The sequence below is a fragment of the Nonomuraea sp. B10E15 genome, assembly GCF_039871615.1.
Classification (GTDB): domain Bacteria; phylum Actinomycetota; class Actinomycetes; order Streptosporangiales; family Streptosporangiaceae; genus Nonomuraea.
The window spans coordinates 121,582-135,169 of sequence record NZ_JBDPMB010000020.1 but is presented as its reverse complement, the minus strand read 5'-3'; the positions used below and the strand labels follow the sequence as shown (position 1 = coordinate 135,169).

Genomic DNA, 13,588 nt, shown 5'->3' with positions numbered 1-13,588 from the left:
CCGCCCGGCGTCCGGCACGCGAGCCGCTCCCGGCAGGTGGCGCCGCCGCTCATGCACCGCCCGGCGTGCGGCGCGCGAGCCACTCCCGGTAGGTGGTCTTCGCGATGGCGGCGCCGTCCTTGGCCACGAGGGCGTCGCCCGAGACTGCCGCGTACATGCCGGCGCGGTCGTCGGTGACGACGGCGCGGTGGTCGCCACGGGCGGCGAGAGTGATCCTGCCCAGCTCGCCGAGCGCGAAGACCTCCGGGCCCGCGATGTCCCGGGTGCCCCGCACCGGCGCGCCCGCGCTGACGCCGGCCACGGCCTCGGCGACGTCATCCGCGGCGATGGGCTGCAGGCGGGTGGCGGGCAGGCGGACGGTGTGCTCGTCGGAGGTCCAGGACATCACCGTGCCGATGAACTCGAAGAACTGCGTGGCTCGCACGATCGAGTACGGTACGGGCCCGGCCTTGAGCATGTCCTCCTGCAGCACCTTCGCGCGGTAGTAGACCAGGCCGGGCACCAGGTCGGCGCCCACGATGGACAGGATGACCGCGTGAGCGGCGCCTGCCGCCCCGGCGGCGGTCAGCAGGTTGCCCATGGTCGTACGGAAGAAGGCGGGGGAGGTCTCGTCGAAGGCCGGCGGCTTCGTGAGGTTGACGACGACGTCGGCGCCCGTCAGCGCCTCGGGCAGGCCCTTGCCGCTGAGCAGGTCCACACCGGTGGACCTCGCGTGCGGCACCGCCTCGTGCCCGCGCGCGACAAGGATCTCGACCAGCCGGGACCCGATGAGACCGGTCCCGCCGATGACGGCGATCTTCATGGTCTGGCCCTCCTGGCTCGCGAACATGGCGGCCCCCGGCGCTCGTACACGAAGGGCCCCTTCACCGTCCAGACCGGATGACCATGCGTTTCGTGACAGGCCCTCCCCAGGGCGAGCACGCGGGGCGCCTCAGCCCGTGAGGTTCTTGAGGGTCTCCCTGGCGATCTCCTCCACTCCCTGCAGCAGTTCTTCCTCGGGGACGGGCCGGCTGTCCTTGTTCGGAAGGATCTCGCGGCCCTTGTTGTCGGAGCCGTGGAAACGGATGTCGATGGTGGCGTTGCCTCGGACGACGAGAATCCAGGCCATCGCCCTCCGCCTGTCGGTGTGCTCGTTGTAGATCGCGTACGCCCCGTCGCCAAGATCGCTGATTTCCTTGATCTCCCCATATTTCGCGTTGTACGGGGCGTCTTTGGTCTGGCCCGAATCGTCACGCATCGAGCGCCACGAGAAGTCGGCGTCGTCCCGGGCGGAGTCGTTGTCCGGGAAGACGTTGACCTTGACGGTGAAGGAGCGGGACTCGTTGTAGCCGCCCTTCATGTTGTAGCCCTTCTGGTTCCACGCGCAGTCCTTCCGCTTCGCGCCGTAACCGTCCTTGGCCACACCCGGCTCGGACTCGCTCTTGGGCGCCAGCCGCGAGGTCAGGCTCGCGGGGAGCAGGTCGCACACCTCGGGCACGTCCTGCAGCGGCGGGAAGGTGGAGGTCACGGTGGAGGAGGGCGAGGCCTGCGCCGTGTCCTGCGGGGACGCGGTGGGCGGGCTCGCGGTGGGGCCGAGGGTCGGTTCCGCGGTGGGCGGGGTGGCCGGAGCGCCGACCTTGCCTCCGGGGTCGGGAGGCATCGCCACGGGAGGCTGCGTGCCCACGTTCCGCACGGCGATGAGCCCGCCGCCGAGCACCGCGACCGTCGCGGCGGCGGCCATGATGCCCATCGCCCACCCTGGTGGCTTCGAGGTCGACGGCTGCCCGCTGCCCTGGTCCGGCCAGTAGGACGCAGGTGGCACAGGTGGTGCTGTGGTCATCATCGCTCCCGGTGCTCGGACGCATGCGATTGATTGCGGCGTGAAATATAGCGAATTGAAACCTGCCCTCAATACTGTTGGCCGCGTGCCGGGTAACGGGGAAGGAAAAATCGCGGGCCGCTACCGAGTGTTGCAGACACTCGGCCAGGGCGGTATGGGCACGGTATGGCTCGCCCACGACGAGCTCCTCGACCGCCACGTCGCGGTCAAGGCCCTGCTGCTGCCGGAGTCGCTCACCGCGGCCGAACGCGAGGAGGCGCTGCAGCGCGCGACACGTGAGGCGATGGCCGCCGCCCAGCTACGGCACCCGAACATCATCACGGTCCACGACGTCCTCACCCACAACGGCCTGCCCACGATCGTCATGGAGATGCTCAAGGGCCGCGACCTGAAGGACGCCGTGGCCGCGGAAGGCCCGTGGCCGCCGGAACGCGCGGCGGCGCTCGGGCTGCGGGTGCTCGACGCGCTGTCGGCCGCGCACGCCCACGGCATCCAGCACCGCGACGTCAAACCGGCCAACGTGTTCCTGACCGACGACGGACGGGTGGTGCTCACCGACTTCGGCATCGCCCGGCTGGAGGACCAGGCCACGATCACCGAGTCGGGCCTGCTCGTCGGCTCCCCCGGCTACATCGCCCCCGAGCGGCTGCGCGGCGAGCGCGGCGGCCCGGCCTCCGACCTGTGGTCCCTGGGCGCCACCCTCTACTCCGCGGTCGAGGGCCAGGCTCCCTACACCGGCACCTCGCCCATGGCGGTGCTGCGGGACGCGCTGACCCGGCCGCCCCGGCCGCCCGAGCGCGCCGGACGGCTCGGCCCGGTGCTCATGCACCTGCTGGCGCGCGAGCCGTACCAGCGCCCCGACGCGCGGCTGGCAGCCCACCTGCTGCGGCAGGTGGCGGAAGGCGGGCAGGGCGCCGCCCCGCCGTCAGGGTCCACGACCTTACCCCTGTCCGGGTCCCCGTCCGGGCCTCCGTCCGGGCCTCCATCCGGACCCCTGACCGTGCCGCGCCAGGGCGGCAGGCGCGGGCCGGTCCTCGTCGGCGCCGGCCTGGTCGCGGCCGTGGCGGCCGTGGCGGCCACCGTCGTGCTCCTGCCGCGATCGGCGCCGACCACCACACAGCCGACCCCGCAGTCGACCCTGCAGCCCACCGTGACCGCCGGCACGCCTGCCGCCACCTCCGCCCCCGTTCAGACGCCTGCGGCGACACCCTCCGCCACGGCGACGGCCGCGAGGTTCGGCGCGCCCGTCGACGTGTGCGCCCTCATGACGCCCACCCAGGTGCGCACGCTGGTCCCGAAGGCCTCACCCGAGGGCACGAGCGAGGACGAAGGCTGCGCGTGGACGGCGCGCGGCAACGGCGTCACCGTGATCCCGGTGGAGCCGGTCGCGCTGGAGAGCGCGTGGGGACGCAGCGTGGACGAGGCATCGGAGAAGTTCGTCAACAAGCTCAACAGCGCCGAATCCGGCGCGAAGATCAGATGGAACTGGCCTGACATCGGCCTGGAGAAGACCCTCCTTCAGGAGAGCAAGGCGTACACGGAGGTCAACGGCATCGGCGACGAGGCCTTCAGTTACGAGCTGGTCAACACCAAGGGCCAGGTGGAACGGCACGACGTGATCTTCCGTATGAGCAACGTCGTGATGCAGATCGGATACGTCGACGTGAAAAAGATCGGCGACAACGAGGCCATGCGCAAGGGCGCGCGTGACGCCGCCCGATGGGTCGCGGCGGCGCTAGGACGCCAGGGGTGATGATGCGGTGAACCAGCCACGACTCGTGGGCGGGCGCTACCAGTTGATCGCGCAGATCGGCAGGGGCGGGATGGGCGTCGTATGGCGCGCCCACGACACGGTGATCGGGCGCGAGGTGGCGATCAAGCAGGTGCACCTGCCCGCGAACCTCTCGCCGGACGATCACGCGCGGCTGCGCGAGCGCACCCTGCACGAGGCGCGCGTCGCGGTCCAGGTCAGGCATCCCGCCGTGGTCGCGATCCACGACGTGGTCGTGGAGGGGGCCGAGCCGTGGATCGTCATGGAGCTCGTCAAGGGCCGCTCCCTCGATGAGGTCGTGAAGTCGGGCGGGCCGCTGTCACCGCAGTGGGCCGCCTCGATCGGGCTGTTCGTGCTGTCCGCGCTGGCCGCCGCGCACACGCGCGGGCTGCTGCACCGCGACGTCAAGCCGGGCAACGTGCTGCTCGCCGACGACGGCCGCATCCTGCTGTCCGACTTCGGCATCGCCATCAGGGCCGGCGGGCAGCAGGGCGGCGCGCCCATGGGGACACCCGGGTACACCGCTCCCGAGGCGCTCACGGAGGAGCCCGGCCGGGCCGCCGGGCCCGCCGCCGACCTCTGGTCGCTCGGGGCGACGATCTACACCGCCGTCGAAGGCGTGCCGCCGTTCGCCCGTCCTACCGCCATGGCCACGCACGGCGCGGTGATGACCGAGCCGCCCAGGCCACCCCAGCGGGCGGGCGCGCTGGGGCCCGTGCTCATGCGGTTGCTGGAGAAGGAGCCCGCCCGGCGCCAGGACACGGTGGCGTTGCGGGCGGCCCTGCAGCCCCTCACCGGCGGCACCGCCGCCACCATGCCCGCGGGCTCGCACCAGGCGTCCTGGGTGCTGCCCAGACTCCCGGTGTACGGGTCCGCCGCGGCCGTGCTCGCCGTCTTCGTGACGGCGGTCGCGCTCATCCTGACCACCACCCCGCCCGCCACCTCGACCACTCTGGCGAGCACCGCGGCCCCCACCACACCGCCCACCGCGCCCACCACCGCGCCCACCACTGCGACAGGCCCGACGACGACCGCGCCCACGGGCACGCCCGCGCCGACCGCCACGGGCACACCCGTCGCGCGCACGCCCGGCAAGTTCACCGCCATCCCCCGGCCCTGCCAGCTGCTCACCAGGGACCAGGCCACCGAGGTCGTGGGCAAATACCTGACCAGCAGCGTGGAGCCCACCGTCAAATGCACGTGGGCCAGGTCGCGCGACGACAAGAGCCTCTCGCTCAACCTCACGCTCTTCCTGTATCCGCAGCAGGGCGACGGTTACGAGACCAAGCTGGCCGAGGAACACGTGCAGGGCGCCAGGGCCAAGGCCGAGACGGAGGCCGGACGCGGCGGCAGCGGCGGCGAGCAGGGCGAGGTCTTCGAGATCACCGGCGCGGGCGACGGGGCCGTCGGCTGGGAGAAGAGCGAGACCACGTTCAGCACCAAGAAGTCCTCGGTCTACTCGGTGTTCAGGACCAGCAACATCGTGGGCGAGATCCGCTTCACCCGCAACGTCGAGAAGGAGCCGGGGTTGCGCGAGAAGACCGAGAAGGCGATCAAGCACCTCGTCCAGAACCTCGACGCCAAGGCCTGACCGATGCACGTGATCGCCGGTCGATACCAGCTGCTCGCTCCCCTGGGCGCGGGCGGCGCGGGCACGGTGTGGCGGGCCCGCGACACGGTGCTGGGCCGCGAGGTCGCGGTCAAGGAGGTGCGCCTGCCCGCCGACCCGGCCAGGAGGGACAGAGCGCTTGCGGACACGCTGCGCGAGGCCCGCGCGGCGGCGTCGCTGAACCATCCGGCGATCATCACCGTGCACGACGTCCTCGCCGAGCAGGGACAGCCGTGGATCGTCATGGACCTGCTCCCGGGCCGGTCCCTGGCCGATCTCCTGCGGGAGAGCGGCAGGCTGCCGCCCGGCCAGGTCGCGTCCATCGGCCTGCGGGTGCTCGACGCGCTGGAGGCGGCGCACCGGCGCGGGATCCTGCACCGGGACGTGAAGCCGGGCAACGTGATGCTGACCGACTCCGGCGAGGCCGTCCTCACCGACTTCGGCATCGCCGCGCACATCGACGACACCCCGAGCGCGACCGCGGCGGCCGGGCGGCCGGGGGCGGCCGGCTCGCCGGGGTACGTCGCGCCGGAACGCCTGCGCGGCGAGCCCGCTGGGCCGGCCTGCGATCTCTGGTCGCTGGCCGCCACCCTGTACACGGCGGTGGAGGGGCGCAGCCCTTTCCACCGCGACTCCCCCATGGCGATCGTCGCGGCGGTGCTCACCCAGCCCCCGCCGCCCCCGGTCAACGCGGGACCGTTCGGCGGGCTGCTGGCGGCGATGCTGGACAAGAACCCGGCCGCGCGCCCCCACCCGCAGCAGGTCAGAGCGGCACTCCAGCCGATCGCCGCTCCCCTGCCGGCGCGCCGCTCGGCGATGACGGCGACCACGATGCCCGTCCCCTCCAGGAAGAGCAGGCTCCCCGTCGTGCTCGGTGGCCTGGCCGCCGCCACCGCCGTCACCATCACGGCGGTGGTCCTGGTCAACGCGTCCGCCACCACCGGCCCTCCGAGGAACACGCCGGTCGCCCAGGTCCCGCCCTCCTCGCACCCGCCGGTCTCCACCCCGCGGCCGCCGGCTTCCGCCCCGGCGACCACGCCCGCCCCCGCGCCGAAGGGTGACGGCCGCTTCGCCGCGGCGCCCGAGGCCTGCCGGCTGGTGAGCGACCAGGAGGCCGAGAAGATCATGCCCGGGATGCGCAGGCGTGCGGGCGGCCTCGACACCACCAAGTGCGACTGGGCGGTCGGCATGTTGAAGGACGTCGTCAACATCCACATCACGCACTCGCCGCAGGTGGCGACGGCAAAGAAGATCCTGACCAGCAGGAAGCGGGCGCAGGCCTCCAAGAAGGGCAGCGCGCAGGGCAGCACCTACCAGGCCGTGCGCGAGCTCGAAGGCCTCGGGGACGGGGCCTTCGCCCAGAACTGGTGGTCGACCCTGTTCCCGCAGGCCCACAGCATCGTGTGGGTACGCGTCAGCAACCTCGTCGTCGAGATCGACTCGACCGCCGCCGACAGTGCCGAGCTGAAACCCGAGCAGCAGGACCGAGCGGTCAAGGTGGCCCGCGCGATCGTGGACGCGCTCGGGGATGTCCCGTCGACGGAGACCGGCTGATGCGCGCGGCGTTCACCCAGAAGTCCCCGAGAGGAGGAGTGGCGTTCCCCCGGGCTCCGCGGACGACCGGAGCCCCGCGCCACGGAACGACATGAACGAGGTACCCACCCCGCCCCGCTCCCCCCGGCCCGGCGGAGTCCGGGTGACGCCCGGCCTCCTCAGCGGGGCCATGGCGGTGCTCGTGCTGATGGTGTTCACGGTCGCCTTCCTGCTGACGAGGCAGGAGCCGCCGCCCGCGCCGCCGGGTGAGCCCGTCTCCGCGCGGACGAAGCCCTCGTCCGCGCCGCCCAGCACGCAGCCCCCGCCCAGCACGCAACCCCCGACGAGCGAGCCGCCCCCGACCGGTGAGGCGAAGTTCTCCGGCGACGTCGACCCGTGCGAGCTCCTCAGCGAGGAGCTGCTGACCAAGCTGGTGGTCTTCCCCAAGCAGCAGAAGATCTACAAGGAGGAGTGCGAGTGGACGACCCTGCCCTCGTACGGGGCGGGGCTTCCCACCAACATGACCTTCAGGCTGAAGGTGTACACCAAGGTGTTCCCCGACGGGGTGACGCAGGCGCACGAGCAGTTCGTCGCCCGCCGGCACGAGGCGTCGCTCATCCCCCAGGGCTACACCAAGGCCGAGCCGGCGGTCGGGGACGACTCCTATGTCACCGCGTACACGCTGGAGGGCAGCGACAGGGGGCCCACGAAGGCGGTCGTGGGGGTCCGGGTGAGCAACGCGGTGGTGGAGGTCGAGTACGACCGCTCCGTCACCGAGGACGCCGAGGGCAGGCTGACCGCGGGCGCGCTGGAGACGGCCCGCGCGGTCGCGGAGAAGCTCGGCGGCGGCGGGGGGTGAGAGGGCCCGGGGCGGCGCCCCGGGCCGTTTTCAGGACCAGGTGACCGGCAGCGCATGCACGCCGAAGATGAGCATCTCGTTGCGGACCGGCACCTGGTCGGCCGGGACCGCGAGGCGCAGATCCGGCAGGCGGGAGATCAGCTCGCCCAGCCCTATGCGCATCTCGACCCGGGCCAGCTGCTGACCCAGGCACTGGTGGATCCCATGGCCGAAGGCCAGGTGCGGGGCACGCGAGCGGTGCACGTCGAGCGCGTCGGGATCGGACCAGTGCCGCGGGTCACGGTTGACCTCGGGCGTGGCGATCACGACGGTCGCGCCGGCCGGGATCTCGACGCCGCCCAGCGTCACCGGCTCCGTGGTGACCCGGCTGACCCCTAGCTGGATGATCGACAGGAACCGCAGCAGTTCCTCCACCGTGTTGTCGATCAGGCCGGGATCGGCACGCAGCGCCGCGAGCTGCGCGGGATGCTCCAGCAGCGCGAACATGCCCAGACCCAGCATGTTCGCCGTGGTCTCGTGGCCCGCGTTGAGCAGGATGAGTGCGACGTCGACCAGTTGCGCGTCCGTCAGGGGCGGGTCGGCGTCGTGGACGAGCCCGGACAGCAGGTCATCGGCGGGGTTCGCGCGCTTGCCCGCCACCAGCTGCTGCATGAACGCGTAGAGCTCGGCGCGCGCGACGGCCCGCTCCTCCGGGGTCGCGTTCGCGTTCAGCCCGATCGACGTACGCTTCTGGAACAGCTCGCGGTCGGCGTAGTCCACGCCCAGCAACTCGCAGATGACCAGCGACGGCAGCGGCAGCGCGAACGCCGGCACCAGATCGGCCCGCGTGCCCGCCGCCTTCATCGCCTCGATGTGCTCGACCGCGATCTCCGTCACCCGCGACTCCAGCTCCCGCATCCGCCGCACCGTGAACTGGCCCGTCAGCAGCCGGCGCAACCGGGTGTGCTCCGGCGGGTCCATGAAGACGAAGAGACCGTCCTGCCGCTCCGCCACCTCCGGTTTCCGCGGCTGCGCCTCCATCTCGGACACCTCGTGCGGCTGCAGCGACGTCGCGTCGCGGTGGCGCACCTTGTCGGCGCTGAAACGCGCGTCCGACAGCACCGTACGGGCCTCCTCGAACCCCGTCACCAGCCACGCCCGTGCGCCGTTCAGCAGGTCCAGCGGCCGGACCGCGCTCTCGCCCCGCAGGCCCGGCGGCGGATCGAACGGGCAACGCCCTCGCTCCACCAGGTCCGCCGGCAGGATCCGCCGCATCTCCGTAGGGTTCACGCTCGGAGACTCCTCAGTCACGCTGTCTTCGGCCATCAGCACGTCCTTGCTCTCGGTCGAGGTCACCAGAAGACCCTACAAAGATGCACGGCGCGCATCAATGCTCGTCGTGCAAGAAAACGCGGTGTCGGGGTCAGTCCCCCTTCACGGAGCAGATCGCCGATCCGATCACGGCCGTGACCTTCTCCGGATGCGAGATCAGGGTGAGGTGCGAGCCGCCCGCGAACTTGGTGATCTTCGAGCGGGCCCGCTGCGCCATGGAGAGCTGCGACTCGGGCGTGATGATCCGGTCGCCGGTGCTGACGAAATACCAGGACGGGATCCTCTTCCACGCCGCCGCCCGCGACGGGGTCTGGAAGGCGCTGGTCGAGGCGGCCCGCTGCGTCGCCCACAGGCGAACGGCGGTGTCCTTCGGCAGGTCCGAGGCGAACGAGCCGACGAAGACGTCCCGCCTGAGGTACAGGTCCTTCGCGCCCTCGGGCGCGTTCGCGTACGACGCCGTGTCGTAAAGCTCGGCCGGGTCGCCGTTGAGCACGGAGCCCGGACCGCTGAGCTGGGCGGTGGTCTCCCCCGTGTCCGGCATCGCCGCGTCGACGTACACCAGGGCCTTGACGTTCGGGGCGTTCGCGGCGGCGTTCGTGATGACCGAACCCCCGTAGGAGTGCCCCACCAGGACGACGGGCCCGGAGACGGTCCTGAGGAAGTCCGCGACGGTGGCGGCGTCGCCGTCGAGGCCCCGCAGCGGGTTGGCGATGGCGCGCGCCGGGTAACCGGCCCGGCGCAGGGCGTCCACCTCTCCGTTCCAGCTGGAGGTGTCGGCCCACGCTCCGTGGACCAGGACGACCGTCGGTTTCGTGGAGCCCGATGACGGGCCCGGTGACGGGCCCGATGACGCGCAGGGCACCGGGGCGCTCGCGTGGCCCGCGGCCGGGTGCGCCGCGGTTGTCAGCGTGGCCAGGAGCACGATCGTCTTCACGGCGCGGCTCATCTTCTCTCCCCCAGTCGCACGCTGACCAGGGACGTCTCCTACCGCGAGAGCCGCACGCCTAACGGGGAGGAGACCTAAAGCGAACGTATATCGTGCCGGGCTAAGGTCTCGCCATGCTCTCGCGTGACATCATGGCCGCGGCCATCGCCCTGCCCCTTCTGTGGCCCGGCACGGCCGGTGCGCAGACCGCACGCCAGGCGCCGCTCGGAGCCGTGTTCAACAATCCCGGCACGGCGGACGCAAGCAAGATCGTCGATCAGTTGATCACGCTGATCGGCGGCGCGGCGGCGGGCTCGGACATCAGGATGACGGCGTTCGAGTTCACCGACTCCGACGTGCTCGCCGCCCTCAAGGCCGCGCACGCCAGGGGTGTCAACGTCAAGGTCCTGGCTGACGGCGGCGCCAAGGACAGCGACCAGTTCAAGGAGCTCGCCACGGCGCTGGGCGGCGACACGAGCCGGCCGTCGTGGGCGAGCCACTGCCGGCACGACGGCAACTCCTCGACCGCGTGCATCGGCGACGTCCCCGGCGACGACGGGTCGAAGATGCACAACAAGTTCTACCTGTTCTCCAGCACCCTCGGCAGCTCCGACGTCGTGATGCAGTCGAGCGCCAACCTCAAGAAGGGCGGCTCGGGGACAGGGCAGTGGAACAGCTCCTACACCCTCTCCGACAAGGCCGTCTACGACGCCTACCTGGCGTATTTCGACGACCTGGTGGAGATGGAGCTGATCCCCGACTACTACGAGACGCACCCGCCGGTCGAGACGCCGGCCATGAAGCTCTATTACGCGCCCCGCGAGGACGGCGACACGATGTACAACATCCTCGGCCACGTCACGTGCAAGGGCAACACGGAGGGCGGCACGACCGGGGACCACCGTACGATCATCCGGGTCTCCACCTGGCACATCGCGCGGACGGCCGTGGCCAGGCGGCTGTGGGAGCTGGACCAGCAGGGCTGCTACGTCGACATCGTCTACCGGCACGCCGGCAAGGCCGCCCTCGAAGCGCTGCTGAAGCCGCCGAACGGCTATCACGGCCCGGAGATCCGCACGTTCGCGGACGCCCCGGGAACGCACCAGAAGGACCTGCTGATCGACGGCACGTACAACGGCGAGATCAACCAGAAGGTGGTCTTCACCGGCAGCATGAACCTCAATCCCTCCTCGCTGCGCGAGAACGACGAGACCATGCTCCGCATCACGGACCCGGAGGTCCATCGGGCCTTCAAGTACAACTTCTGGGACGTCCGGGAGGCCGCCGACGTCGACGTCCAGACCAGCAAGAAGCGGGCGGCGCGTTTGCCCGCCACGGTCGAGTCCCCCGGCGAACGATCGGAGTGAGCGCGCGCCGCCCGCGCCCGACTAGCGCAGCGACGTCGTCACCAGCTGCGGGCTCGCCTCGATCTCGGCCTCGGTGAACCGTTCGGTCACCCACTGCCCGCGCGAGAACAGCTCGGTCTGGTCGGCGTGGTGCGGCGAGGCCGCGTTGGCCGACAACGAGTACGTCAGCACGGTGCGGGTGCGCGGCCCCTCCGGGGTCAGTTCCACGGCCATCATGAAGCTGGAGCCGGTGTTGACCTCCGGGTAGCGGCCGTCCTCGCCGAGCGGGCCGCCCGTACGGATCCGGTCGAAGCACCCCTCCCCCTCGGTGCACCCCGGCACCGCGACGGCGCCGTACCGCTGGGCCTGCCCCGGCGTGAGCGTCAGCGGGACGTCGTTGGCCGTGAAGAACTGCACGGCGTCGGCCAGCGCGGTCCGCACCACCGGGACGGTGATGTCGAGCCCGCGCGGCGTGGTGAGCGGGTGCTCGGCGTCGAACGGCACCTTCCACCAGCTCCTCGGCGGAGCGATCGACCCGTCGGGCCGTCTCTGCGGGCCGTTGAGACCCATGAAGAACTCCCGCCACAGGATCGCGCCCCGGCTGCCGAGGCGGGCGCGCCCGTCCCATGCCGCCAGCGTGGCGCAGGCCCGGCGGACGTCGACCTTCTCGCCGTCGCTCGCCGTCATCACGGGCTCGGCCCGGCACAGCGCGCGCAGATCGCGGCGGAGCAGTTCGGCGCTCAGGTTGCGCTTGCCGGTGGCCACCTTCTGGAGGGTCTCCAGGGTGAAGCCGGGCGCGCCGAGCCCGTCGTCGCCCGACAGCCGCTGCGCGATCATGTCGAGGCCGACCCGGGTCCGCAGGTCCCGCATCGTACGGACGTTGCCGTAGATGTGCGGATAGTCCGTGAGCGGGGCCTCGGGGTTGGTCAGCCAGGGGCTGGCGTTGGCGTTCGCCACGTAGTCCGCGCGGACCAGCCGGGGCTGGGCGGCCGGGCCGAAGATGCCCGGCTCGATCGCGTCCGCGTCCTCGCCCCACAGGCAGTCCGACCTGGAGCCGTCCAGGATGAGCGGCTCGGGGTCGTCCTCGGCGCGGCAGCGCTCCGCCTGCTCGTCGGTGACGTGCGGGACGACCGAGGCGTCGGCGAAGTACGCCTGGCCGCCGACGTCCGTGGCGAGCGTGTAGACGAAGGGCATGCCCTGGTACGTCTCCTGCGCGCGCCGCAGGGCGGCCACGTCGGGCGCGGCGCCCATGGCCAGCCACTCGTCGGCGAACCGCAGGTTGACGGCGTTGGCGTCGGCCAGGGCGATCGCCGTCTCCTCCGTCCAGTCGTTCGCCAGCACCGGCCCGTACCTGGAGGTGAACAGGGTGGTGGTGACGGGCCTGACCGCGCCCTGGGCGTCCCGGACGGTGACCGTGACCTCCTGCCTGCCCATCGGCTCCGGCCTGCCGTTCACGAGGTACGTGGTGCGCTGCCCCGGCGCCAGCTCGAGCTGGTAGAGGGTGAAGCGCTGGGCGTGGGAGACGGTGTGCGTCCAGGCCATGCTCGCGTTGTGGCCGATCTGGACCATGGGGGTGCCGTAGAGGCTGCCGCCCGCCACGTCGAGCAGGCCCGGGATGGTCAGGTGGACCTGGTAGAAGCGGCGGCTGCCGTTCCACGGGAAGTGGGGGTCGGCCAGCAGCATGCCGTGGCCGCCTCGGGTGGCCTCGCGCCCGAGGGCGTAGGCGTTGCTGCCGGGGGCGGTCACCCTCTTCGACGGACGCTCCCCTCGCGACTGCCCGGAGGCGGCGATGGCCTCCTTGAACTGGGAGCTGCCGCCCAGGCGGCCGAGGTCGAGCAGGTTCATCCAGACGTCCGTGGCCGTGATGGGGCCGACCCACGTCTTGCCCCGGCAGGCCGGGTCGGGCAGCCTGGCCACGCCCGTGTCGCTCAGGTAGCGGTTGAACCCGGCGACGTAGCCGTCCACGAGCGCGCGCAGCGCGGCGCTGGGGCCGTGGGGCGCCGGGCGGGCGAGCACCCGGCGCAGCGCGCCCGACGCCTCGACGCTCTTGTAGTACACGTCGCTGGCCAGGTTGGAGATCGGGTCGGTGACGTCGTCGGACATCGCGTCCGCGCCGAAGTGGCGCGACCGCTCGCCGCGCAGGGTGAGCGCCCACGAGGCCATGACGCACAGGTTGTCCTGCGCGAACGCGTAGCCGTAGCCGTAGCCGAGGCCGCCGTGGTCCTTCGCGGAGATGTGCGGGATGCCGTACTCGGTGCGCCTGATGTCGGCGGCGTAGCGGCCTTCGGCGGCTCGCGCCGGGGGGGCGCCGCTCCCCGGCGCCGCGACGAGGAGGGCGCCGGCCGCTGCCGCTACGAGCGCTGCGGAAGTCCGCCGGAGGAGGGTCATGGTCATCGGCAGTCCTGTTCGGTGCGG

The 13,588-nt window shown here is 71.8% G+C and carries 10 protein-coding genes; 5 read left to right on the top strand and 5 right to left on the bottom strand.

From position 1 onward, the window contains the following. Window positions 1–49: 49 nt before the first annotated feature. Complete coding sequence (locus ABGB14_RS38460) at window positions 50–802, bottom strand: SDR family oxidoreductase (RefSeq protein WP_347648781.1); 753 nt, start codon at window positions 800–802, stop codon at window positions 50–52. 129 nt (window positions 803–931) lie between these two features. Further along, on the bottom strand, window positions 932–1,729 hold the full coding sequence (locus tag ABGB14_RS38455) for a hypothetical protein (protein WP_347648780.1): 798 nt from the start codon (window positions 1,727–1,729) through the stop codon (window positions 932–934). Window positions 1,730–1,904: 175 nt separating this feature from the next. Here ABGB14_RS38455 and ABGB14_RS38450 point away from each other — a divergent pair, with 175 nt between their 5' ends. The 4 genes from ABGB14_RS38450 (at window position 1,905) to ABGB14_RS38435 (ending at window position 7,591) form a co-directional block, all read left to right on the top strand. Next, complete coding sequence (locus tag ABGB14_RS38450; protein ID WP_347648779.1) at window positions 1,905–3,572, top strand: serine/threonine-protein kinase; 1,668 nt, start codon at window positions 1,905–1,907, stop codon at window positions 3,570–3,572. A gap of 7 nt (window positions 3,573–3,579) precedes the next feature. Then, window positions 3,580–5,181 carry a serine/threonine-protein kinase gene (locus ABGB14_RS38445; RefSeq protein ID WP_347648778.1) on the top strand — a complete coding sequence of 534 codons (1,602 nt, stop codon included), beginning with the start codon at window positions 3,580–3,582 and terminating at the stop codon, window positions 5,179–5,181. A 3-nt stretch (window positions 5,182–5,184) separates the two neighbouring features. Continuing rightward, a complete protein-coding gene (locus tag ABGB14_RS38440) occupies window positions 5,185–6,753 on the top strand; it encodes a serine/threonine-protein kinase (RefSeq protein WP_347648777.1) in 1,569 nt (522 codons plus the stop codon). A 91-nt stretch (window positions 6,754–6,844) separates the two neighbouring features. Continuing rightward, the gene (locus ABGB14_RS38435; RefSeq protein WP_347648776.1) at window positions 6,845–7,591 is read left to right on the top strand and encodes a hypothetical protein; all 747 of its coding nucleotides are present in this window, start codon (window positions 6,845–6,847) and stop codon (window positions 7,589–7,591) included. Between the two features lie 30 nt (window positions 7,592–7,621). Here the strand turns inward: ABGB14_RS38435 and ABGB14_RS38430 are convergent, their stop codons facing one another. Both ABGB14_RS38430 and ABGB14_RS38425 read right to left on the bottom strand, forming a co-directional pair. Continuing rightward, complete coding sequence (locus ABGB14_RS38430; protein ID WP_347648775.1) at window positions 7,622–8,926, bottom strand: cytochrome P450; 1,305 nt, start codon at window positions 8,924–8,926, stop codon at window positions 7,622–7,624. Between the two features lie 67 nt (window positions 8,927–8,993). Continuing rightward, the gene (locus tag ABGB14_RS38425) at window positions 8,994–9,848 is read right to left on the bottom strand and encodes an alpha/beta hydrolase (RefSeq protein ID WP_347648774.1); all 855 of its coding nucleotides are present in this window, start codon (window positions 9,846–9,848) and stop codon (window positions 8,994–8,996) included. A gap of 113 nt (window positions 9,849–9,961) precedes the next feature. Here ABGB14_RS38425 and ABGB14_RS38420 point away from each other — a divergent pair, with 113 nt between their 5' ends. Beyond that, on the top strand, window positions 9,962–11,194 hold the full coding sequence (locus ABGB14_RS38420; RefSeq protein WP_347648773.1) for a phospholipase D-like domain-containing protein: 1,233 nt from the start codon (window positions 9,962–9,964) through the stop codon (window positions 11,192–11,194). A 21-nt stretch (window positions 11,195–11,215) separates the two neighbouring features. Here ABGB14_RS38420 and ABGB14_RS38415 read toward each other — a convergent pair whose 3' ends face one another. Further along, window positions 11,216–13,567: a penicillin acylase family protein gene (locus ABGB14_RS38415; protein WP_347648772.1), complete on the bottom strand. Its 2,352-nt coding sequence runs from the start codon at window positions 13,565–13,567 to the stop codon at window positions 11,216–11,218. Window positions 13,568–13,588: the final 21 nt, after the last annotated feature.